This window comes from Streptomyces sp. NPDC053541, assembly GCF_044544705.1.
Lineage (GTDB): Bacteria > Actinomycetota > Actinomycetes > Streptomycetales > Streptomycetaceae > Streptomyces.
Genome location: NZ_JBITXM010000003.1, coordinates 279,254 through 296,964, shown reverse-complemented (window position 1 = coordinate 296,964; position 17,711 = coordinate 279,254). Strand labels below are relative to the sequence as shown.

17 protein-coding genes are annotated in these 17,711 nt (G+C 74.6%); 5 read left to right on the top strand and 12 right to left on the bottom strand.

What is annotated here, in order from left to right; all coding sequences use genetic code 11:
• Positions 1 to 28 precede the first annotated feature (28 nt).
• The 12 genes from ACIGW2_RS08540 to ACIGW2_RS08485 all read right to left on the bottom strand — a co-directional run bounded on the left by ACIGW2_RS08540 (position 29) and on the right by ACIGW2_RS08485 (position 12,318).
• Positions 29 to 787, bottom strand: a complete 759-nt coding sequence (locus tag ACIGW2_RS08540; protein ID WP_391652096.1) for a PIG-L deacetylase family protein — start codon at positions 785 to 787, stop codon at positions 29 to 31.
• 47 nt (positions 788 to 834) lie between these two features.
• On the bottom strand, positions 835 to 1,728 hold the full coding sequence (locus tag ACIGW2_RS08535; protein WP_391652097.1) for an SIS domain-containing protein: 894 nt from the start codon (positions 1,726 to 1,728) through the stop codon (positions 835 to 837).
• Between the two features lie 94 nt (positions 1,729 to 1,822).
• Positions 1,823 to 2,965 (bottom strand): substrate-binding domain-containing protein, encoded by a 1,143-nt coding sequence (locus ACIGW2_RS08530; protein ID WP_399842117.1) that lies wholly within the window; start codon positions 2,963 to 2,965, stop codon positions 1,823 to 1,825.
• A gap of 167 nt (positions 2,966 to 3,132) precedes the next feature.
• Complete coding sequence (locus ACIGW2_RS08525) at positions 3,133 to 4,446, bottom strand: alpha/beta fold hydrolase (protein WP_399842113.1); 1,314 nt, start codon at positions 4,444 to 4,446, stop codon at positions 3,133 to 3,135.
• A 134-nt stretch (positions 4,447 to 4,580) separates the two neighbouring features.
• Entirely contained in the window at positions 4,581 to 4,967 is a 387-nt protein-coding gene (locus tag ACIGW2_RS08520; protein WP_391652461.1) for a VOC family protein, read from the bottom strand.
• Positions 4,968 to 5,113: 146 nt separating this feature from the next.
• Positions 5,114 to 5,944, bottom strand: a complete 831-nt coding sequence (gene nadE, locus ACIGW2_RS08515) for an ammonia-dependent NAD(+) synthetase (protein ID WP_391652100.1) — start codon at positions 5,942 to 5,944, stop codon at positions 5,114 to 5,116.
• Between the two features lie 104 nt (positions 5,945 to 6,048).
• A complete protein-coding gene (locus ACIGW2_RS08510) occupies positions 6,049 to 7,197 on the bottom strand; it encodes a sulfite oxidase (protein WP_391652101.1) in 1,149 nt (382 codons plus the stop codon).
• 74 nt (positions 7,198 to 7,271) lie between these two features.
• Positions 7,272 to 8,960 (bottom strand): molybdopterin-dependent oxidoreductase, encoded by a 1,689-nt coding sequence (locus ACIGW2_RS08505; RefSeq protein WP_399842110.1) that lies wholly within the window; start codon positions 8,958 to 8,960, stop codon positions 7,272 to 7,274.
• Positions 8,961 to 9,030: 70 nt separating this feature from the next.
• Positions 9,031 to 9,948, bottom strand: a complete 918-nt coding sequence (locus ACIGW2_RS08500) for an amino acid ABC transporter permease (protein WP_399842107.1) — start codon at positions 9,946 to 9,948, stop codon at positions 9,031 to 9,033.
• Entirely contained in the window at positions 9,945 to 10,610 is a 666-nt protein-coding gene (locus tag ACIGW2_RS08495; protein ID WP_361576391.1) for an amino acid ABC transporter permease, read from the bottom strand. The genes ACIGW2_RS08500 and ACIGW2_RS08495 overlap by 4 nt, the downstream gene beginning before the upstream one ends.
• Positions 10,611 to 10,620: 10 nt before the next feature.
• Positions 10,621 to 11,484: a glutamate ABC transporter substrate-binding protein gene (locus tag ACIGW2_RS08490; RefSeq protein WP_356068799.1), complete on the bottom strand. Its 864-nt coding sequence runs from the start codon at positions 11,482 to 11,484 to the stop codon at positions 10,621 to 10,623.
• Between the two features lie 78 nt (positions 11,485 to 11,562).
• The gene (locus tag ACIGW2_RS08485) at positions 11,563 to 12,318 is read right to left on the bottom strand and encodes an amino acid ABC transporter ATP-binding protein (protein ID WP_399842103.1); all 756 of its coding nucleotides are present in this window, start codon (positions 12,316 to 12,318) and stop codon (positions 11,563 to 11,565) included.
• Positions 12,319 to 12,633: 315 nt separating this feature from the next.
• Here ACIGW2_RS08485 and ACIGW2_RS08480 point away from each other — a divergent pair, with 315 nt between their 5' ends.
• The 5 genes from ACIGW2_RS08480 to ACIGW2_RS08460 are packed head-to-tail and all read left to right on the top strand — an operon-like array spanning position 12,634 to position 17,693.
• Entirely contained in the window at positions 12,634 to 13,224 is a 591-nt protein-coding gene (locus ACIGW2_RS08480; RefSeq protein ID WP_356068805.1) for a prephenate dehydratase domain-containing protein, read from the top strand.
• Positions 13,221 to 14,540, top strand: a complete 1,320-nt coding sequence (locus ACIGW2_RS08475; RefSeq protein WP_399842099.1) for a DUF6421 family protein — start codon at positions 13,221 to 13,223, stop codon at positions 14,538 to 14,540. The genes ACIGW2_RS08480 and ACIGW2_RS08475 overlap by 4 nt, the downstream gene beginning before the upstream one ends.
• Positions 14,537 to 15,541 (top strand): DMT family transporter, encoded by a 1,005-nt coding sequence (locus tag ACIGW2_RS08470; RefSeq protein ID WP_399842096.1) that lies wholly within the window; start codon positions 14,537 to 14,539, stop codon positions 15,539 to 15,541. Before ACIGW2_RS08475 ends, ACIGW2_RS08470 begins: the two co-directional genes overlap by 4 nt.
• Entirely contained in the window at positions 15,538 to 16,818 is a 1,281-nt protein-coding gene (locus ACIGW2_RS08465; RefSeq protein WP_391652108.1) for an ATP-grasp domain-containing protein, read from the top strand. Before ACIGW2_RS08470 ends, ACIGW2_RS08465 begins: the two co-directional genes overlap by 4 nt.
• Entirely contained in the window at positions 16,815 to 17,693 is an 879-nt protein-coding gene (locus ACIGW2_RS08460) for a branched-chain amino acid aminotransferase (RefSeq protein WP_399842093.1), read from the top strand. The genes ACIGW2_RS08465 and ACIGW2_RS08460 overlap by 4 nt, the downstream gene beginning before the upstream one ends.
• Positions 17,694 to 17,711: the final 18 nt, after the last annotated feature.

Here is a 17,711-nt window from a genome sequence, read left to right as displayed (position 1 = left end):
GGGGCCCGTCCCGCCGCGTCCCGTCCGGCTAGCGCGGGAACAGCTCGAAGGCGACCGCCGGGCGGCCGCCGAAGCGGGCCGCGGCGCGGCCGGTGGACTCGGCGACGAAGGAGCGGCAGTAGGAGTCGACGTCCTGGTCGGTGAGCGCCTCGATGTAGGTGCGGTGGGCGCGCAGCGACCGCACGGCGCGGTCCAGGCCGGGGCTCGCGTCGGCGGCGTGGGTGGGCAGGTTCGAGCCGGCGACGGCGACCCAGCGGACGCCGTTCCAGGGGTCGAGGCCCTGCTCGGTGAGCTCGGGGAAGATCCAGCGGTTGCCCGCGTCCGCCGCCGCGTCCAGGGTGGCCCGGCCGACCGCGCGGTGGTCGGGGGTGTTCCAGAAGCCGCCGGGCTCCGGGCCCCAGGTGTCGCGGTGGTTGAGGGTGATGACGAGCTCCGGGCGGTGCCGGCGGATCGCGGCGGCGATGTCGCGGCGCAGCCCGAGCCCGTACTCGATCACGCCGTCGCGGTGGTCGAGGAACTCCACGGTCCGCACGCCGACGACCGCCGCGCTCTCCCGCTGCTCGCGCTCGCGCAGCGGGGCGCAGGCGGCCGGATCCAGGGTGTCGATGCCGGCCTCGCCGCGGGTGACGAGCAGATAGGCGACCTCCTTGCCCTGGTCGGTCCAGCCCGCGACGGCGGCGGCGCAGCCGTACTCCAGGTCGTCGGGGTGGGCGACGACGGCGAGCGCGCGCTGCCAGTCGGCGGGCATCTCGGCCAGCGGCGGGGCCTGTTCGGTGTTCTCGCTCATGCGGGCAGGATACGAGCCGGGTCCGGCCCCGGTCCGGAGGAAGCGCCCTACCGCGCCCCGGCGAGGATCACCGAGCGGGTGAGGTTGCGCGGGCGGTCGGGGTTGAGGCCGCGGCGGCCGGCCAGGGCGACGGCGAGGCGCTGGGCGCGGACCAGGGCGGCCACCGGGTCGACGGCGTCGGCGACGAACTGGGCTCCGGTGGCGTTGACTTCGTCGGCGAGGCCCGGCGGGACCGGGCCGAGGCACCAGACCAGGCTGCCGGGGTCGCTGATGCTGATGGGGCCGTGGCGGTACTCCATCGCCGGGTACGACTCCGTCCAGGCGCGGGCCGCCTCGCGCAGCTTGAGCGCGGCCTCGTCGGCGAGGCCGACGGTCCAGCCGGTGCCGAGGAAGGTGAACTGCCCGTGCTGCTCCCAGGCGGTGGGCAGCGGCTCGTACAGGGCGAGTTCGGCGTCGGTGATCGAGGGTTCGAGGTCGACGCCGAGCCCGGCGCGCAGGAGTTGCAGCGCGGTGGTGGCGAACCGGGTCTGGACGACGGAGCGTTCGTCGGCGAAGCCGAGGTCGACGACGGCGTCGGCGTGGTGTCCGGCCGGGCTGTCGGGGACGCCGGTGAGGGCGACGGTGGGGACCCGTCCGGCGGCGCGGGCGAGGAGTTCGGCGACCTCGGTGGTGGTGCCGGAGCGGGTGAGGGCGACGACGCGGTCGTAGCGGCGGCCGAGCGGGGTGGGGTCGGAGGCCGGGAAGGCGTCGGTCTCGCCGGCGCCGAGGGACTCGCGCAGGGCGGCGTAGGCCCGGGCGATGAAGTACGAGGTGCCGCAGCCGACGACGGCGATCCGCTCGCCGGTGCGCGGCAGCAGGTCGGCCCGTTCGGCGGCGAGCGCGGCGGCCCGCCGCCAGCAGTCGGGCTGGCTCGCGATCTCGTTCTCGACGTGGGTGGTCATGTCCGTCCTCTCTCGGCGCGGTGAGCCGCCCCCTGAGGGACCGGGGGGCCCGGACGGATTTCTATCCCGGCGGACGGGAGCGCACCATGAGCAATCAGTGAGCACCGCTTGGACTTTTGTGCGCGTCCGCTCCGGGGCCGGGTCCGCTCGCGGCTCCGCAGGAGGCGCGGACCACGAGCCGGGGCCGCAACTGCACCTGGTGCAGCGGGGAGGCGTCGCCCTCGGCGAGCCGGCGCAGCAGGATCCGCGCGGCGAGCCGGCCGACCTGGAACTTGGGCGGGGAGACGGCGGTCAGGGGTGTCTCGGCGACGTCGGCGAACTCGTTGTCGTACGAGATCAGGGCCAGGTCGTCGGGGACGCGCAGGCCGGCCCGGCGGGCGGCGGCGAGCACCAGCGCGGCCTCGCGGTCGCCGAAGCAGAGGGCGGCGGTGACCCGGGCGGCGCGCAGCGCGGCGACGGCGGCGTCGGCGCGGGCGGCGTCCCACTCCGCCATGGTCTCGCGCTCGTGGCGGGGCCGGGGCAGCTCCAGGTCGGCGACGGCGCGGGCGAAGCCGGACTCGATGGGGGCGGTGGTGGGGGCGTCGGAGCGGACGACCAGGCCGAGCCTGCGGTGGCCGAGGGCGCGCAGGTGGCGCACGGCGTCGTAGGCGCCGCCCTCGTGGTCGGTGCAGACGTGCTCGGTGGGGTCGCCGGGGCCGTGGGCGGCGAGCCGCCGTTCGACGAGGACGGCGGGCACGGGCAGCGCGAGCAGTTCCTCGGCGCGCCGGCCGGGATCGGTGGCGGTGTGCAGGGTGGGCACGAGGAGCAGTCCGTGGACGCCTGCGCCGAGCAGCCGGGTGACGGCGGCGTCCTCCTCGGCGGGGTCGTAGTGGGAGCAGGCGAGGAGCAGGCGGGCGCCGGCGGCGGTGAGTTCCTGCTCGATGCCGTGCAGGACCCGGGGGTAGTAGAAGGCGGTGTCGGGGACGAGGACGCCGACCGCGGTACGGCCGGTGCGCGGTTCCTCGGGGTGGGCGGCGGCGAAGGTGCCCGCGCCCTGGCGGCGTTCGACCAGGCCGAGGGCGACGAGGTCCTCGTAGGCCCGGCGGACGGTGGTCACGGAGACCCCGGTCTCGGCGGCGAGGGCGCGTTCGGTGGGCAGTTTGCTGCCGGGCGGCCAGGTGCCGTCGAGCATGCCCTGGCGCAGGCGGGCGGTGAGGGCGCGGAACTTCAGCTCGCGTCCGGAGGAGGGCGTGGGCATGCCGCCGGGTGTCCTCGGTCCCCCTGCTGCCAACGGTCCCCCCTGGTGCTCGAACGGGCGGCGGGCGAGCGCCGATTGCTCACCGATTGCGCGCGCATCCTATCCCCGGGCGCGGGCGGCGGACCCCGGTCCGGAGGGACCGGTTCCGCCGCCTGCCCCGGGGCCGCTCAGATCTCGTCGCGGACCAGGGCGAGGAGCCGGTCGAGGACGCGCGGGCCGCCGGCCCGGACGCCGTCGTGCTCGAACTCGTCGGTGACCCAGGTGCGCAGGCCCCGGATCGCCCGGGCGGTGCGCAGTGAGTGGGCGGTGTCCACGTACATGTCGTCGTGGTAGACGGCGGCGGCGACCGGCACCTCGTTGGCGGCGAGCCGGGCCGGGTCGTAGAGCGGCGCCCAGTCGGCGCGGGCGGCCAGGTGCTCGGCGGTCTCGCGCAGCGGGCGCAGTGCCGGGTCGGTGGTGAAGTGCCAGGGGTGGATGCTCTCGCCGGTGAGCGCGACGGGGCCGGAGCCGGCGAGCGCCTTGGCCGCGTCGAAGTCGGGGAACTCGGCGCGGACCCGCTCGGCGGCCCAGGCGGTCGGTCCGTGGCCGAGGCCGGGACCCTGGGCGTAGATGGCCTCGTGGAGCACGGCGTAGAGCGGGTGTCCGGCGAAGGAGAGCTGGGCCTGGACGGCTTCGAGGAAGGCGTCGGAGAGCGCGGGTCCGCCGGGGGTGGGGACGAAGGCGTCCTCCAGGAGCAGGTGGAGCTGGTGGGTGCCCTGGCCGGTGCCGAGCAGGATGCCGAGGGACTGGAAGGCCTCGGGGGTGAGGGTGCCGCCGCCGGGCAGGGTCGCGGGCCGCTCCTGGAGGTGGGCGGCGACGGCGCGGACCCGCTCGACGTCCTCGGGGTAACGGGCGTAGTGCGCCTCGTTCTTGCGCAGGATCCGCGGGTACGCGGCCCGGTAGACCTCGTCGGCGGGGGCGTCCAGGGAGGGCAGGCCGCCGGTGATGAGGACGGTGGCGAGGCCCTCGGGCGCGGTGGAGAGGTAGTGGGTGGCGCAGAAGCCGCCGAAGCTCTGGCCGAGGACGGTCCAGGGGGCGCCGCCGGTCAGCTCGCGGCGGATCAGCTCGCAGTCCTTGACGATGGAGTCGGCGCGGAAGTGGGCCAGGTAGTCGGCCTGTTCGCGCGGGGTGCCGCGGAGCGGCAGGGTCTGCCGGTTCGCGGGGGTGGAGCGGCCGGTGCCGCGCTGGTCCAGGAGCAGTACGCGGAACTCGCGGACGGCGCGTCCGAGCCAGGCCTGCGGGCCGATGAAGCGGCGGGCGCCGAAGCCGGGGCCGCCCTCCAGGTAGAGCAGCCAGGGCAGGTCGGTGCGGTGGGCCTGGTCGCCGGCGACGACCTCGCGTCCGTACAGCTCGATCGTCTCGCCGTCCGGGCGGGCGTGGTCGAGGGGGACGGTGAAGCGGCGGTCGGTGAGGACGAGTCCCGGCTGACGGTAGGTGGACACGGCGTGCGGCTCCTGTTCGTGTGCGCCCCCGCCAGGACAGTGGATCACATGGCGGGGGCGCGCACCGCGCGGGGGCCGTACCGGCCGGTAGGAGGGAGCGGAGGGTGCGGCGCGAGGGTGGTGGGGCCGCGGGGTCAGCGCTCCATGACGGCGATGACGTTCTTCGCGGGGTCGGTGAACCAGGCGATGGCCGGTCCGCGCTCGTCCCGGCAGATGCCCTTGGCGTCGAACTCGAAGCCGGGGTAGCGCTGGAACTTGACGCCCTTGTCGGTGAGCGCGTCGACGGCCGTCTCGATGTCGTCGACCTGGAAGTTCAGGACGGTGAAGCTGGCCGGGCTGTGCCGGTCGCCCTTGGGGTAGACCATGACCTTGGCGCCGCCGGCGAGGGTGAGCGTCAGCATCCGCATCTCCCCGGAGCCCTCCGCCTCGGCCTGCAGGCCGAGGGTGTCGCCGTAGAAGGCGCGGGCCGCGTCGAGGTCGTCGACCGAGAAGCTGCTGAATGCCGTGGTGCTGCCGAACAACACGGGGGTTTCTCCCTTCGGTGGGCGTCTGCTGACGTCCCCTCAGGGCACACCACGGCCCGGGTGCCCGGCCGCCCCCGCCACGCGGAAACGGCCGGATGGTCCCCCGGCTGTCACCCGGCGGTGGCCGGGGGCGGGACCGGGCCTCAGGGCGCGATGGGCAGGCGGCGCTTGTGGTCGGTGAGGCGGTAGCGGCGCACGATGGCGGCGAAGGCGGCCTCGCCGACCGGCTTGCCCTCCAGGAAGTCGTCGATCTCGTCGTACGTCACGCCGAGCGCGTCCTCGTCGGGCTTGCCCGGGTCCAGGGTCTCCAGGTCGGCGGTCGGGGTCTTCCAGACCAGCTCGGCGGGGGCGCCGAGCTCGGCCGCGACGGCACGCACCCGGCGCTTGGTGAGGCCGGTGAGCGGGACGAGGTCGGCGGCGCCGTCGCCGTACTTGGTGAAGAAGCCGGAGACCGCCTCGGCGGCGTGGTCGGTGCCGACCACCAGGCCGTCGTGGGCGCCGGCCACCGCGTACTGGGCGATCATGCGCTGGCGGGCCTTGATGTTGCCCTGCACGAAGTCCTGGTGGTGGGCGTCGCGGAAGGTGACGCCGGCGGCCAGGGCCGCGTCGAGGGCGGCGTCGCTGGCCGGCTTCACGTCCACGGTGAGGACCTGGTCGGCGCGGATGAAGCCGAGGGCGAGCTGGGCGTCGTGCTCGTCGGCCTGGACGCCGTAGGGCAGGCGCATCGCGTAGAAGGTGGCCTCGTGGCCGGCGGCCCGGGCGCGCTCGACGGCGAGCTGGCAGAGCCGGCCCGCGGTGGTGGAGTCCACGCCGCCGCTGATGCCGAGGACCAGGCTGCGCAGCCCGGTGGAGGTGAGCCGCTCGGTGAGGAAGGCCACCCGGCGCTCGATCTCCGTCTTCGGGTCGAAGGTCTCGCCGACCTCCAGCTCCCGGGCGATCTGCTGCTGCAGGGCGGTGGTCTCCGGGTCGGTCACGGAATGCTCCTCGGTCGTGCGATCGGTCCTGCGGTGACGGTGCGTCCCGGTCGACTCTATCCGGCCGCCCGGACGTCGCCGGGGCGGCGGCCGGGTGGGACGGGTCACTCCCGGGCAGGGGCTCGCTCCGGCAGGCAGTGCACCTCGACGCGCTGGACCTCGTTGTTCCCGAAGCCGCCGCGGTTCCAGGGGGCGGTGAGCGGCTGGGTGCGGCCGGTGGCGTCGGTGGCGCGGACGCTCAGCAGGTACGTGCCGGGGCGCGCGGTCCAGTCCGCGCGCCAGGCGGCCCAGGCCCAGGGCCGGTCCGGGTCGGCGGTGACCTCGGCGTCCGTCCAGCTCTCCGCGCCGTCGGTGCTGAGCTCGACCCGGACCACGGGGCCGTGCCCGGACCAGGCGCGGCCGGTCAGCGGGACCGGGCCGGGGCGGACCACCCGGGCGCGGGTCATGAAGTCGGGGAAGCCGGGCGGCACCATCAGGGCGCGCGGGGCGATCAGGGTCACGGGCTCGCCGGGGTCGTCCGGGGCGTCGCCGGCCCGCCGGTAGCGGTAGGCGACAGCCTGCTGGAAGCCGGTGAAGGGGGTGTCGGTGACGGTGACCGAGCGGAGCCACTTGACCGAGGCCATGCCGTACCAGCCGGGCACGACCAGGCGCAGCGGGTGGCCGTGCTGGGGCGGCAGCGGGGCGCCGTTCATGGCGTACGCGACGAGGACGCCGTGGGCCGGGTCGGCGGCGAGGCCGAGCGGGAGGCTGCGCCGGTAGTCCTGTTCGGTGCCGCGTTCCACGCCGTGGTCGGCGCCGGTGAAGACGGTGTCGACGGCGCCGGGGCGCGGGCCGGCCTCGGCGAGCAGCTCGGCCAGCGGGACGCCGGTCCAGTCGGCGGTGCCGACGGCCTCGGTGAGCCAGGGCTGGCTGACCGGGCGGGGGGTGAGGCGGGCCCGGCCGTTCCCGGCGCACTCCAGGGTGACCCGGTGGGTGACGGCGGGGCGGGCGCGCAGCTCGGCGAGGCCGAGCGCGAGCGGGCGCTCGACGAGCCCGTCGAGGTCGAGCCGCCAGTGGTCGGGGTCGGCGGCGGGGATGTCGTAGTGCACCAGGACGTAGTGGAGACCGGGCGGGCTGGTGTCGTGGCGGAGGGCTTCGAGCGGGAGGCCGTGGTTGCGGGCGGCGAGGGCGAGCTCGGCGGTGCTGATCCCCTCGTCGGGTCCGGCGACCCGGCCCGGCGCGCTGACCTCGCCGAGTCCGGCGGTGCGCTCCATGGTTCTCATGGTGCGCCGCCGGGGCCGGGGCGGCATCCGGGCGGGCCCGGGCGCCCGGGCCCCGGCGGCGTCGTTCAGTCCGCGGCGACGGTGACCTCGACCGCGTGCCATCCGGTCGCGCCGTCCGGCATGACGTCGGCGCGGCGACCGGTCTGCACGGCGCCGGTGCCGTCGGTGGCCCGCACGGTGAGGACGTGCCGGCCGGGCGTGGCGGGCCAGCGGAAGACCCACTGGCGCCAGGTGTCGCGGCTGTCCTCGGCGCCGAGCTCGGCCTCCTGCCAGGGTCCGTCGTCGACCCGTACCTCGACCCGGGAGACGCCGCGGTGCTGGGCCCAGGCGACGCCGGCGACGGCGACCGGGCGGGGGCCCGCGGCGATCCGGGCGAAGGGGCGGGGGGTGTCGATCCGGGACTGGGTCTTGACCGGCGCCCGCGCGGACCAGCCGCGCGGCACCCAGTAGGCGTCGTAGGCGGCGAAGGTGGTGAGCTCCAGGGAGGAGAGCCACTTGCAGGCGGAGACGTAGCCGTAGAGGCCGGGGACGACCATGCGGACGGGGAAGCCGTGCGCGAAGGGCAGCGGTTCGCCGTTCATGCCGAAGGCGAGGAGCGCGTCGCGGCCGTCCATGACGTCCTCGACGGGGGTGCCGATGGTCATGCCGTCCACGGAACGGGCGACGAGCTGGTCGGCCCGGCCGCCTTCGGAGGGCGGGCGGACCCCGCACGCGCGCAGCAGGTCGGCGAGGCGGACGCCGAGCCAGCGGGCGTTGCCCACGAGCGGGCCGCCGACCTCGTTGGAGACGCAGGCGAGGGTGATGTCGCGCTCGACGACCTGGCGGCGCATCAGCTCGGGCAGGGTGAAGGAGCGTTCCCCGGGCACTCCGGTGCCGTGGATCCGCAGCCGCCAGGTGTCGGCGTCGACGCGCGGGACGACCAGCGCGGTGTCGACGCGGTAGAAGTCCTTGTTCGGGGTGACGAAGGGGCTGATGCCCTCGACGGGGAGCCGGACGCCGGGCGGTACGGCGGGGGCCGGCGAGGCGGGCCGGGGCAGCCGGAGGGCGCTGCGGGAGGCGGCGGCGTGCTCGGAGCGGGTGGAGCCGAGGCCGCGCGCGGCGAGGGTGGCCGCGGTGGCGCCGACGGTCACGCCGGCCCCGGCGAGCAGGAAGCCGCGCCGGTCGGAGCGGACGGCGGCGGTGCCGGTGGTGGCGGGGCGCGGCCGGGTGAGCCGGGTGGCGAGGACGTACAGGACGGCGGCGGCGGTGGCCGCGCCGAGCAGTGAGGGCAGCGCGTCGGCGGCCGAGGTGGAGTCGGGGCGGGTGACGGCGGCGAGCGCCCCGAGGGCGCCGAGCAGGGCCACGCCGGTGAGGGCGGCGGCCCTGCGGCGCAGGGCGAGCAGGCCGAGGGCGACGGCGAGGAGGGCGAGCAGCACCAGGATGCCGGCCTCCAGGACGGCCTTGTCGCTCTCGCCGAAGGTGCGGATCGCCCAGTCCTTGACGGCGGCCGGGGTGCGGTCGACGACGGCGTCGCCGACGGCGGGCACCGGCCCGGCCTCGGGGCGCACGAGGACGGCCACGAGGGCGGCGACGGCGAGTCCGCCGTATCCGGCGAGGATCCCGGCGAGGGCGGCGAGCAGCCGGTCGGTGACGGTGGGTCCGGGGCGCGCGGGTCCGGGCCGTGAGCTCGCCGGCCGGTCGGGACGGCCGGGCTGCTCGGGCTGGTCCGGACGGTCGGACGGCGGTCCCGGGGGCGGGGGCGGGTGGGCGGTCATGCCCTTGATTCTCGGCACGAGGGGCGGCCCCGCCGAGCATCCGGGGCGGGACGTCACGGAGACGTAAGGCTCAGGTCCGATCGGTGTCGCCGCCCGGCGGGTGCTCGCCGGGGACGGCGAGCTCCTCGACGGTGTCGGCGCCGACGACCGCGCCGGTGGTCTTCTTGCCGCGGCGCAGCCGGGCCTCCAGCCAGGAGGCGAAGGTGGTGAGGAGGAAGTTGAGGATCACGAAGATGACGGCCACGACGGTGAAGGAGGCGATGGTGTTCGCGCCGTAGTTGGCGCTCATCGGGCGGACCGAGGCGAGGAGCTCGGAGAAGCCGAGCATCGCGCCGCCGAGCGCGGTGTCCTTGACGATCACGACGAGCTGGCTGACCAGGGCGGGCAGCATCGCGGTGACGGACTGCGGGAGCAGCACGTGGGCCATGGTCTGGCCCTTGCGCATGCCGATGGCCTTGGCGGCGTCGGTCTGGCCGGCGGGCAGGGCGAGGATGCCGGCCCGGACGACCTCCGCGAGCACGGAGGAGTTGTAGAGGACGAGGCCGGTGACGACCGCGTACAGCGGGCGGTTCTCCGGGCTGACGTCGGTGAACTCCGCGTACGCGGCGTTGGCGAAGAGCATGAGGATGAGCACCGGGATGGCGCGGAAGAACTCCACGACCGTGCCGGCCGCGCCCCGTACCCAGGTGTGGTCGGAGAGCCGGGCGATGCCGAAGAGCGCGCCGAGGGGCAGGGCGATGACCATGGCGAGGGCGGCGCCGATGACGGTGTTCTGCAGGGCGGGCAGGACGTAGGTGGTCCAGACCCGGGAGTCGGTGAAGAAGGGGGCCCACTTCTCCCAGGCGAGCTGGTCCTTGTCGGCGAGGCTCTGCACCACCCACCAGACGACCGCGGCCAGCGCGAGCAGGAAGACCGCCGTGTAGATGAGGTTGCGGCGGCGGGCGCGCGGCCCGGGGACGTCGTAGAGGACGGTGGTCCTGGTCTTCATCGCTTCACCGCCACCTTCTTGGCGATCCAGCCGAGGAGGAGACCGGTGGGCAGGGTGAGGCAGATGAAGCCGAAGGCGAAGATCGCGGAGATGAGCAGGAGTTGTGCCTCGTTCTCGATCATCTCCCGCATCAGCAGGGCGGCTTCGGCGACGCCGATGGCGGCGGCGACGGTGGTGTTCTTGGTGAGGGCGATGAGGACGTTGGTGAGGGGGCCGACGACCGAGCGGAAGGCCTGGGGCAGCACGACGAGCCGCAGCGTCTGGGTGAAGTTGAGGCCGATGGCGCGGGCGGCCTCGACCTGCCCGAGGGGCACGGTGTTGATGCCCGAGCGCAGCGCCTCGCAGACGAACGCGGAGGTGTAGGCGGTGAGTCCGAGGACGGCGAGCCGGAAGTTGATGGTGGTGAAGTCCTTGGCGCCGAGGCTGACGCCGAGGGTCTGGAAGAGGCCGAGCGAGGTGAAGACGATGATGACGGTGAGCGGGATGTTGCGGACGATGTTGACGTAGACGGTGCCGAAGCCCCGCATGAGGGGGACGGGGCTGACCCGCATGGCGGCCAGCAGCGTCCCCCAGACCAGGGAGCCGATCGCGGAGTAGACGGTCAGCTGGACGGTGGTCCAGAAGGCTCCCAGGATGTCGTAGCCCTCGAGGAAGTCGAACACGACGGCCCGCTCACTGCACGACCACGCCGATCTTCGGCGCCGGTTCGTTGTGGTAGCCGGCCGGGCCGAGGTTCTTGTCGACGGCGGCCTGCCAGGAGCCGTCCGCGACCATCTTCTCCAGGGCCTTGTTGATCTTCGCCTTGAGCTCGCTGCCCTTCTGCACGCCGATGCCGTAGTTCTCGTTGCTCAGCTTGAAGCCGCCGAGCTTGAACTTGCCCTTGAACTCGGGCTGCGCGGCATAGCCGGCCAGGATCGAGTCGTCGGTGGTGAGCGCGTCGATCACGCCGTTCTCCAGGCCGGTCAGGCACTCGGAATAGCCGCCGTACTCCTGGAGCTGGGCCTTGGGGGCGATCTTCGTCTTGACGTTCTGGGCGGAGGTCGAGCCGGTGACCGAGCACAGCTTCTTGTTGTTGAGGTCGGAGGGCTTCTTGATCGAGTCGTCGTCGGCCCGGATCAGCACGTCCTGGTGGGCGAGCAGATAGGGACCGGCGAAGTCGACCTTCTCCAGGCGCTTGTCGTTGATCGAGTAGGAGGCCGCGATGAAGTCCACGTCGCCGCGCTGGAGCAGCGTCTCGCGGTCGGCGCTCTTGGCCTCCTTCCACACGATGTCGGAGGGGTCGTGGCCGAGTTGCTTCGCGACGTACGTGGCGACGTCGACGTCGAGGCCGGTGTACTTGCCGTCGGGCGTCTTCAGGCCGATGCCGGGCTGGTCGAACTTGATGCCGACGGTGATCTTGTCGCCGCCGGATCCGCCGTTGCCGCCGCCGTTTCCGTTGCCGTCGTCGTCGCCGCAGGCCGCGCCCGTGAAGGAGAGCACGACCGCGGCGGCCGCGGCGAGGACGATCCTGCGGTTCGTGAGCGGGTTCATGGTCATCACCCCACGGTGGGAACGGGAGGGCGGAAGGGCCGGTGGGCCGTCGGGGCCGTCACCGGGTGGGTGGTCGTCGGTGGGTCAGTGCTTGAGGATCTTCGACAGGAAGTCCCGGGCGCGCTCGCTGCTCGGGTGGGCGAAGAAGGTGTCGGGGGTGGCCGATTCGACGATCCGGCCGTCGGCCATGAACACGACGCGGTTGGCCGCGGAGCGGGCGAAGCCCATCTCGTGGGTGACCACCACCATCGTCATGCCGTCCCGCGCGAGCTGCCGCATCACCTCCAGGACCTCGTTGATCATCTCCGGGTCGAGCGCCGAGGTCGGCTCGTCGAACAGCATCACCTTCGGGTCCATCGCCAGCGCGCGGGCGATGGCCACGCGCTGCTGCTGCCCGCCGGAGAGCTGCGCCGGGTACTTGTCGGCCTGGTTGGCGACGCCGACCCGCTCCAGGAGCGTGCGGGCGCGTTCCTCGGCCTTCCTGCGGTCCTTCTTGCGGACCTTGATCTGGCCCAGCGTGACGTTGGCGAGCACCGTCTTGTGGGCGAAGAGGTTGAACGACTGGAAGACCATGCCGACGTCGGCGCGCAGCGCGGCCAGCGCCTTGCCCTCGGCGGGCAGCGGGCGCCCGTCGATGAGGATCTCGCCGGAGTCGATGGTCTCCAGGCGGTTGATCGCCCGGCAGAGCGTGGACTTGCCGGAGCCGGAGGGCCCGATGACGACCACCACCTCGCCGCGGTGGACGGTCAGGTCGACCGACTGGAGCACGTGCAGCGGCCCGAAGTGCTTGTCGACGTCTTTCAGGACGACGAGTGCGTCGTCTCCGTCCGGGACGGCCATGACACCCTCCTGGGTCACCGCCCCCGTATCGCCGCTTCCTCCCCACGTTCATGCTCCGCCTTCCGCCCGGAAGACGCACGCCGGGCCGCGCCCCCGGCGGCCACGGAGCGTGGCGGGCGGGGCCCGCGCGGTGCGCCCCGCCGAGGATGAACGGGGTGCTGCGGAGGCACGACGTCCGTATCTCGACCTGAGGGACTCGCCCGGAACTCCTTGCCCCGGCCGGTGGCCAGTTGCTTGGATCTTGCCCGCTCACAGGAACAGCGCACGATCCGTCCGGTGCCCACACGCAGCCCACCGAAAGGCTCCCCCACACCGATGCACGCGCGACCCGACGAAGTACGCCACCTGCACACCCTCGGCCCGCACGGGACCAACCTGGAGGCCGCCTCCCACGAGTGGCTGCGCCGCCGCGGGGTCACCGGCGGCTCGGTGACCCTGCACGCCTCCATCGAGGAGGCCCTGGAGGCCGTGCCCGACGACGGCCGGCACGCGCTCACCGCGTGCGCCGTCTACCCGGCCCTGCACACGCTGGTCTTCTCCAACCTGCACCGGCTGCACATGATCGACAGCTTCGTGATGCCGACCCACAACATGGTGCTCGCCAGCCGGGGTACGGACACCCCGGCCGTGGTCGCCTCGCACCCGGCGCCCCGCGGTCTGGTGCCCGGCGCGCTCGCCCCGGCCAGCGCCGAGGTGCGCGAGGTGCTGAGCAACGCGCAGGCCGCCATCGACTGCGCCGAGGGCCGGGTGGACGGCTGCATCACCACCATCGTCGCCGCCGAGCGCCACGGGCTGCGCGTGCTGCGGGACTTCGGCCCGGTGCCGATGGTCTTCACCGTGCACCAGGTGCGCGCCGTGGACCCGGCGGCCGGCGCCGCCGCCCCGCTCGCGGGGGCCGCCCGATGAGCCCCCGCACGGCGCCGGCCGGACGGCCCGCCACCGCCCCCGTACCGGAGTGCCTGCTCGCCGAGGCGACGGTGCTCACGGACTCGCTGATCCCGCTGGTGAACCGCTTCCGGACGCGCCAGGCCGACGACGGCACGGTGCCCGACCCGCGGCCGGAGGACCGGGAGCTGCTGGCCCGGATACGGGACGAGGGCGCGGCCTGGTACCGGCGGCACGCGCTGGACGGGCAGGCCGAGGCCCTGGAGGCCGACGTGGCCGGCTGGCTGGCCGCGGGCCTCGACAGCCGCCCGCACTTCGGGCGCTCCCGGGACGCGCTGGCGGCCCCCGCCGACGGCGAGACGACCTTCTTCCTGGCCCCGGTGCAGACCACGAACAGCGCCCCGCCGGTCGGCAAGCGGCTGGACTGCTTCTTCGCGCTGCGCAAGGAGCCCGACGCGCTGCCGGTGCTCGCCGAGTCCTTCCCGCACCCCAAGAACAACTGCCAGTCGCTGGTCCTGCTGGCCGGCAGCGCCGGCTTCGCGCACGGCAACTGCATCGTGTTCTTCCCGGAGAACGTGGCCGCCCACGACAAGGTCACCGAGCAGCCGTACGCGATGTTCTTCTTCAACAAGATGCGGAAGATCCACGAGACGTACGCGCTGCCGGCCGCCGCCGCGGTGCTCACCCCGGACTCGCTGCCGCGCGCGTCGAGCGGGCTCGACCCCGACGTGTGCTTCGAGGCCCGGGCGATCTGGGGCTATCTCCACGACGCCATGCACTACCAGGGCCTGTGGCCCTTCGACGAGCACATCGCGCTGAAGATGAACTGGTTCGTCGGCCTCCTGGAGGAGATCAAGGTCGACGCGAAGACCGTGCTCGCCTGCGCGGACAGCGGGCTCGTGCCGTACGCCGCCGAGCAGATCGCGATGATCCTCCTGGAGCGGGTCTTCCGCTATCCGCAGGCCGACGACGCCACCGGCAACTTCGACTCCGGCACCGGGGTGTTCCTCTACGCGTGGTTCCGCGAGCACGGCGCGCTCACCGGCGACCCGGCCGGCGGCGGACTGCTGCGGCTCGACCCGGACCGGGCGGTCGAGGCGCTGCGCGCCTATGTCACCACCGTGGAGAAGCTGGAGGCGGAGGTCACCACGGACGCCGAGTACCGGGCCCGGGCCAAGGAACTGGTGCGCCGTCACCTGCCGGCGCCGGAGACGGACCGGGACGCGTCCGGGCGCCGCCTGCGCTATGCCTTCACCGCCGACCAGGAGGTGCTGCGGCGCGCCAAGGGCGGGCTCGACCGGCTGCCGCCGCTCGAGTTCGCGCGGGCGGAGTGGTGACGGGGCCCGGGGACGCCGGGCCGGCCGGGCCGGGCGGGCGACTCGCCGTCCCGGTGCTCGCCACCCTGATGGTGCTGCTGCTCGCCACCGGCTGGCTGCTGTCCGGGCACCTGGTGAGCGGCGCGCCCGCCCTCGCGGTGGCGGCCGGCCGGACGGCGGCGAGCTTCGTGGTCATCACGGCGCTCGCGGCGCTGCTGCCGCGCACCTGGGCCGGGGTGCGCACCGCGACGGCCCGCCCGGGCGCGGTCGCCGTGCTGGCCTTCCTGGGCTTCTTCGCGTACTACTCGGGCACGCTGCTCGGCACCAGCCGGATCGGGGCGTCCCGGGTCGGTCTGATCGTGTCCCTGCTGCCCTGTCTGACCTTCCTCATCGGGATCGCCGCCTTCCGCGAGCCGTCGACCCGCCGCAAGCTGCTCGGCACACTGCTCGCGGTGGCCGCCGCCTGCGGCTACGCGGTTGCCGACGGGCGGGCCGGCGGCGGGGCGGTCGGCACCGGCGCACTGCTGACCGGCGGGCTGATGGCCCTCGGCGGCACCTTCACGTACGCGCTGTACGGGTACGTGTACCGGCAGCGGATGGCGGACGTGCCGCCGCTGGCCGCGCTGCCCGCGATCACCGGAGCCGGCACCGTGATGCTGGGCGCCGCGACCCTCCTGCTCGTGCCGCTGGGCTCCGTGGACGCGGCCGACTGGGCCGGGATCGGGGTGCTCGGCGCGGTGCTGACCGCACCGGTCTTCGTGATCTCGCACGAGCTGATCCTGCGCAAGGGGCCGCTGTTCACCTCGGCGGTGGCGCTGGCCGTGCCGTTCCTGGTGCGGCTCGGCGAGTGGGCGCTCGGCACCGCCGGGCCGCCCGGGCCGCTGGTCGTGGCGCTCATCGCGGTCTGCGCGGCCGGGGTCTGGCTGACCGTCGGCGGGCCCGCCGCGCCCCGCCCCGTACCGGCCGGGAAACCCCTCCCGGCCACCGACACCCCCGCACCGAGCCGAGGAAACCGTTCATGACCGCACTCCCCCGCCCCACCGTCGTCCTGCTCTACCAGCGGACCTCGCTCCCCTGGATCTTCGAGGGCGCCGCCCGGGCCGGCATCGACGTGGTGCTCGTCCCCCGGCCCGACGAGGAGGTGCGCGCAGACCGGCTGCCGCCGGCCGTCGTCGAGCTGCTGCCGCTCGACGTGGAGGGCGACCCCGCCGGGGCGCTCGAAGCGCTGCGCAAGCGCCACGAGGCCCGCCCGTTCCAGGGCGTGACCACCCTGTACGACCCGCTGGTGCCGTTCGCGGCGGAGACCGCCGAGCTGCTCGGGCTGCCCGGCATCGGCCGGGACACCGCACTCGGCGCGCAGGACAAGCGGGTGATGCGGGAGCGCCTGACGGCGGCCGGGCTCAACGTGCCGCGGTTCGTACGGATCGACGGCCCGGACCCGGAGCCGGGCCTCGCGGCCGCCGCCGAGCTGGACTTCCCGGTGGTGGTGAAGCCCGCGCACGGCTTCTCCAGCCTGGGCGTGACCCGCGCCGACTCGCCGGAGGCGCTGCGCGGGACGGTCGCCGAGGTGCGCCGGGTGTGCGCCGCCAAGCTGGGGGCGGCGGACGCGGCGCTGGTGGTCGAGGAGTATCTGGACGGACCCGAGTTCGCCGTGGAGTCCCTGGCGTCCGGCGGCAGGGTGCGGGTCCTGTCGGTCGGCTACAAGGGCGAGCCGGTGGGCCCCTACTTCGAGGAGAGCGTCTACCGGGCGCCGGCCGCCCTTCCGGAGGCGGTGCGGGACGCGGTGGTGCGCGAGGTGACCGCCGCCCACGCGGCCCTCGGCATCACCGACGGCCCCACCCACACCGAGCTGCGGCTGCGCGGCGGCACCCGCCCGTACCTCCTGGAGATGGGGGCGCGGATCGGCGGCTCGGGGGTCTCGCACTACGTGGCCTCGCACGTGAGCGGGGTCGACCTGGCCGCCGAGGCGCTGCGGATCGCGGTGGGCGGCGCGCCGGCCGGCGGGTACGGGGAGGGCCTCGCGGAGCCGGTGGGGGCCGCGGCCAACTACATCGTGCCGTGCGGCGGGCACGGCCGGATCAGCGCCGTGCACGGCCTGGACGCGCTGCGGGAGGACCCGCGGGTCGACCACGTGGTGCAGATGCTGTTCCCGGGCGACGAGGTCCGCCCGTACCCCGACTTCACCGGCTATCCGGCCTTCGTGCTCTCCCGGCACGGCGGCACGGCCGAGGCCGAGGAGTTCCACGCCCTGCTCGACCGGTCGGTCCGCGTCGACTACGCCGAGGAGGAGACCGCGTGAGCGCCGCACCCTTCGATGACCGGGACGGCACCGTCTGGCTGGACGGCGCCTTCGTGCCGTGGCGGGAGGCCCGGCTGCACGTCCTGTCGCACGGACTGCACTACGGCGGGGCGGTGTTCGAGGGCGTCCGAGTGTACGGCGGACGGCCCTTCAAGTCCCGCGAGCACGCGGAGCGGCTGCGGGCCTCGGCCCGCGAGCTGAACTACACGATCCCGTACGCGGTGGCCGAACTCGACGCCGTCACCCGCGAGGTGGTGGCCCGGGCGGGCATCTCCGACGGCTATGTGCGGCCGGTGGCCTGGCGCGGCGCCGAGCAGATCAGCGTCTCCGGCACCGGCAACAGCGTGCACGTCGCCGTCGCCGCCTGGGAGTGGCCGCACGTCTTCGCGGACGGCGCGCAGCGGCACGGCATCCGGCTGCGGACCTCCCGCTGGCGCCGCCCCTCGCCGGACACCGCGCCGGTACGGGCGAAGGCGGCCTCGCTGTACGCGATCGGCACCCTGGCCCGCGACGAGGCGGAGGCCGCCGGCTTCGACGACGCCCTGCTCCTGGACCACCGGGGCCGGCTCGCCGAGGCGACCGGCGCCAACCTCTTCCTGGTGATCGACGGCGAGCTGCACACCCCGGTGCCGGAGTCCTTCCTCGACGGCATCACCCGCCAGACGGTGATCGCCCTCGCCGCCGAGTTGGGCCTGACGGTACGGACCCGGGACATCGACCCGGCCGAACTCACCCTGGCGGACGAGGTGTTCCTCACCGGCACCGCGTACGAGGTGCAGCCGGTCCGCGCGGTCGACGCCCGCGCGTTCGCGGTGGGCAAGACGACGCTGCGCCTCGCGGAGGCGTACGGGGAGCTGGTGCGGCAGTCCGAGTGAGCCGGGCCGGGTCCGGCG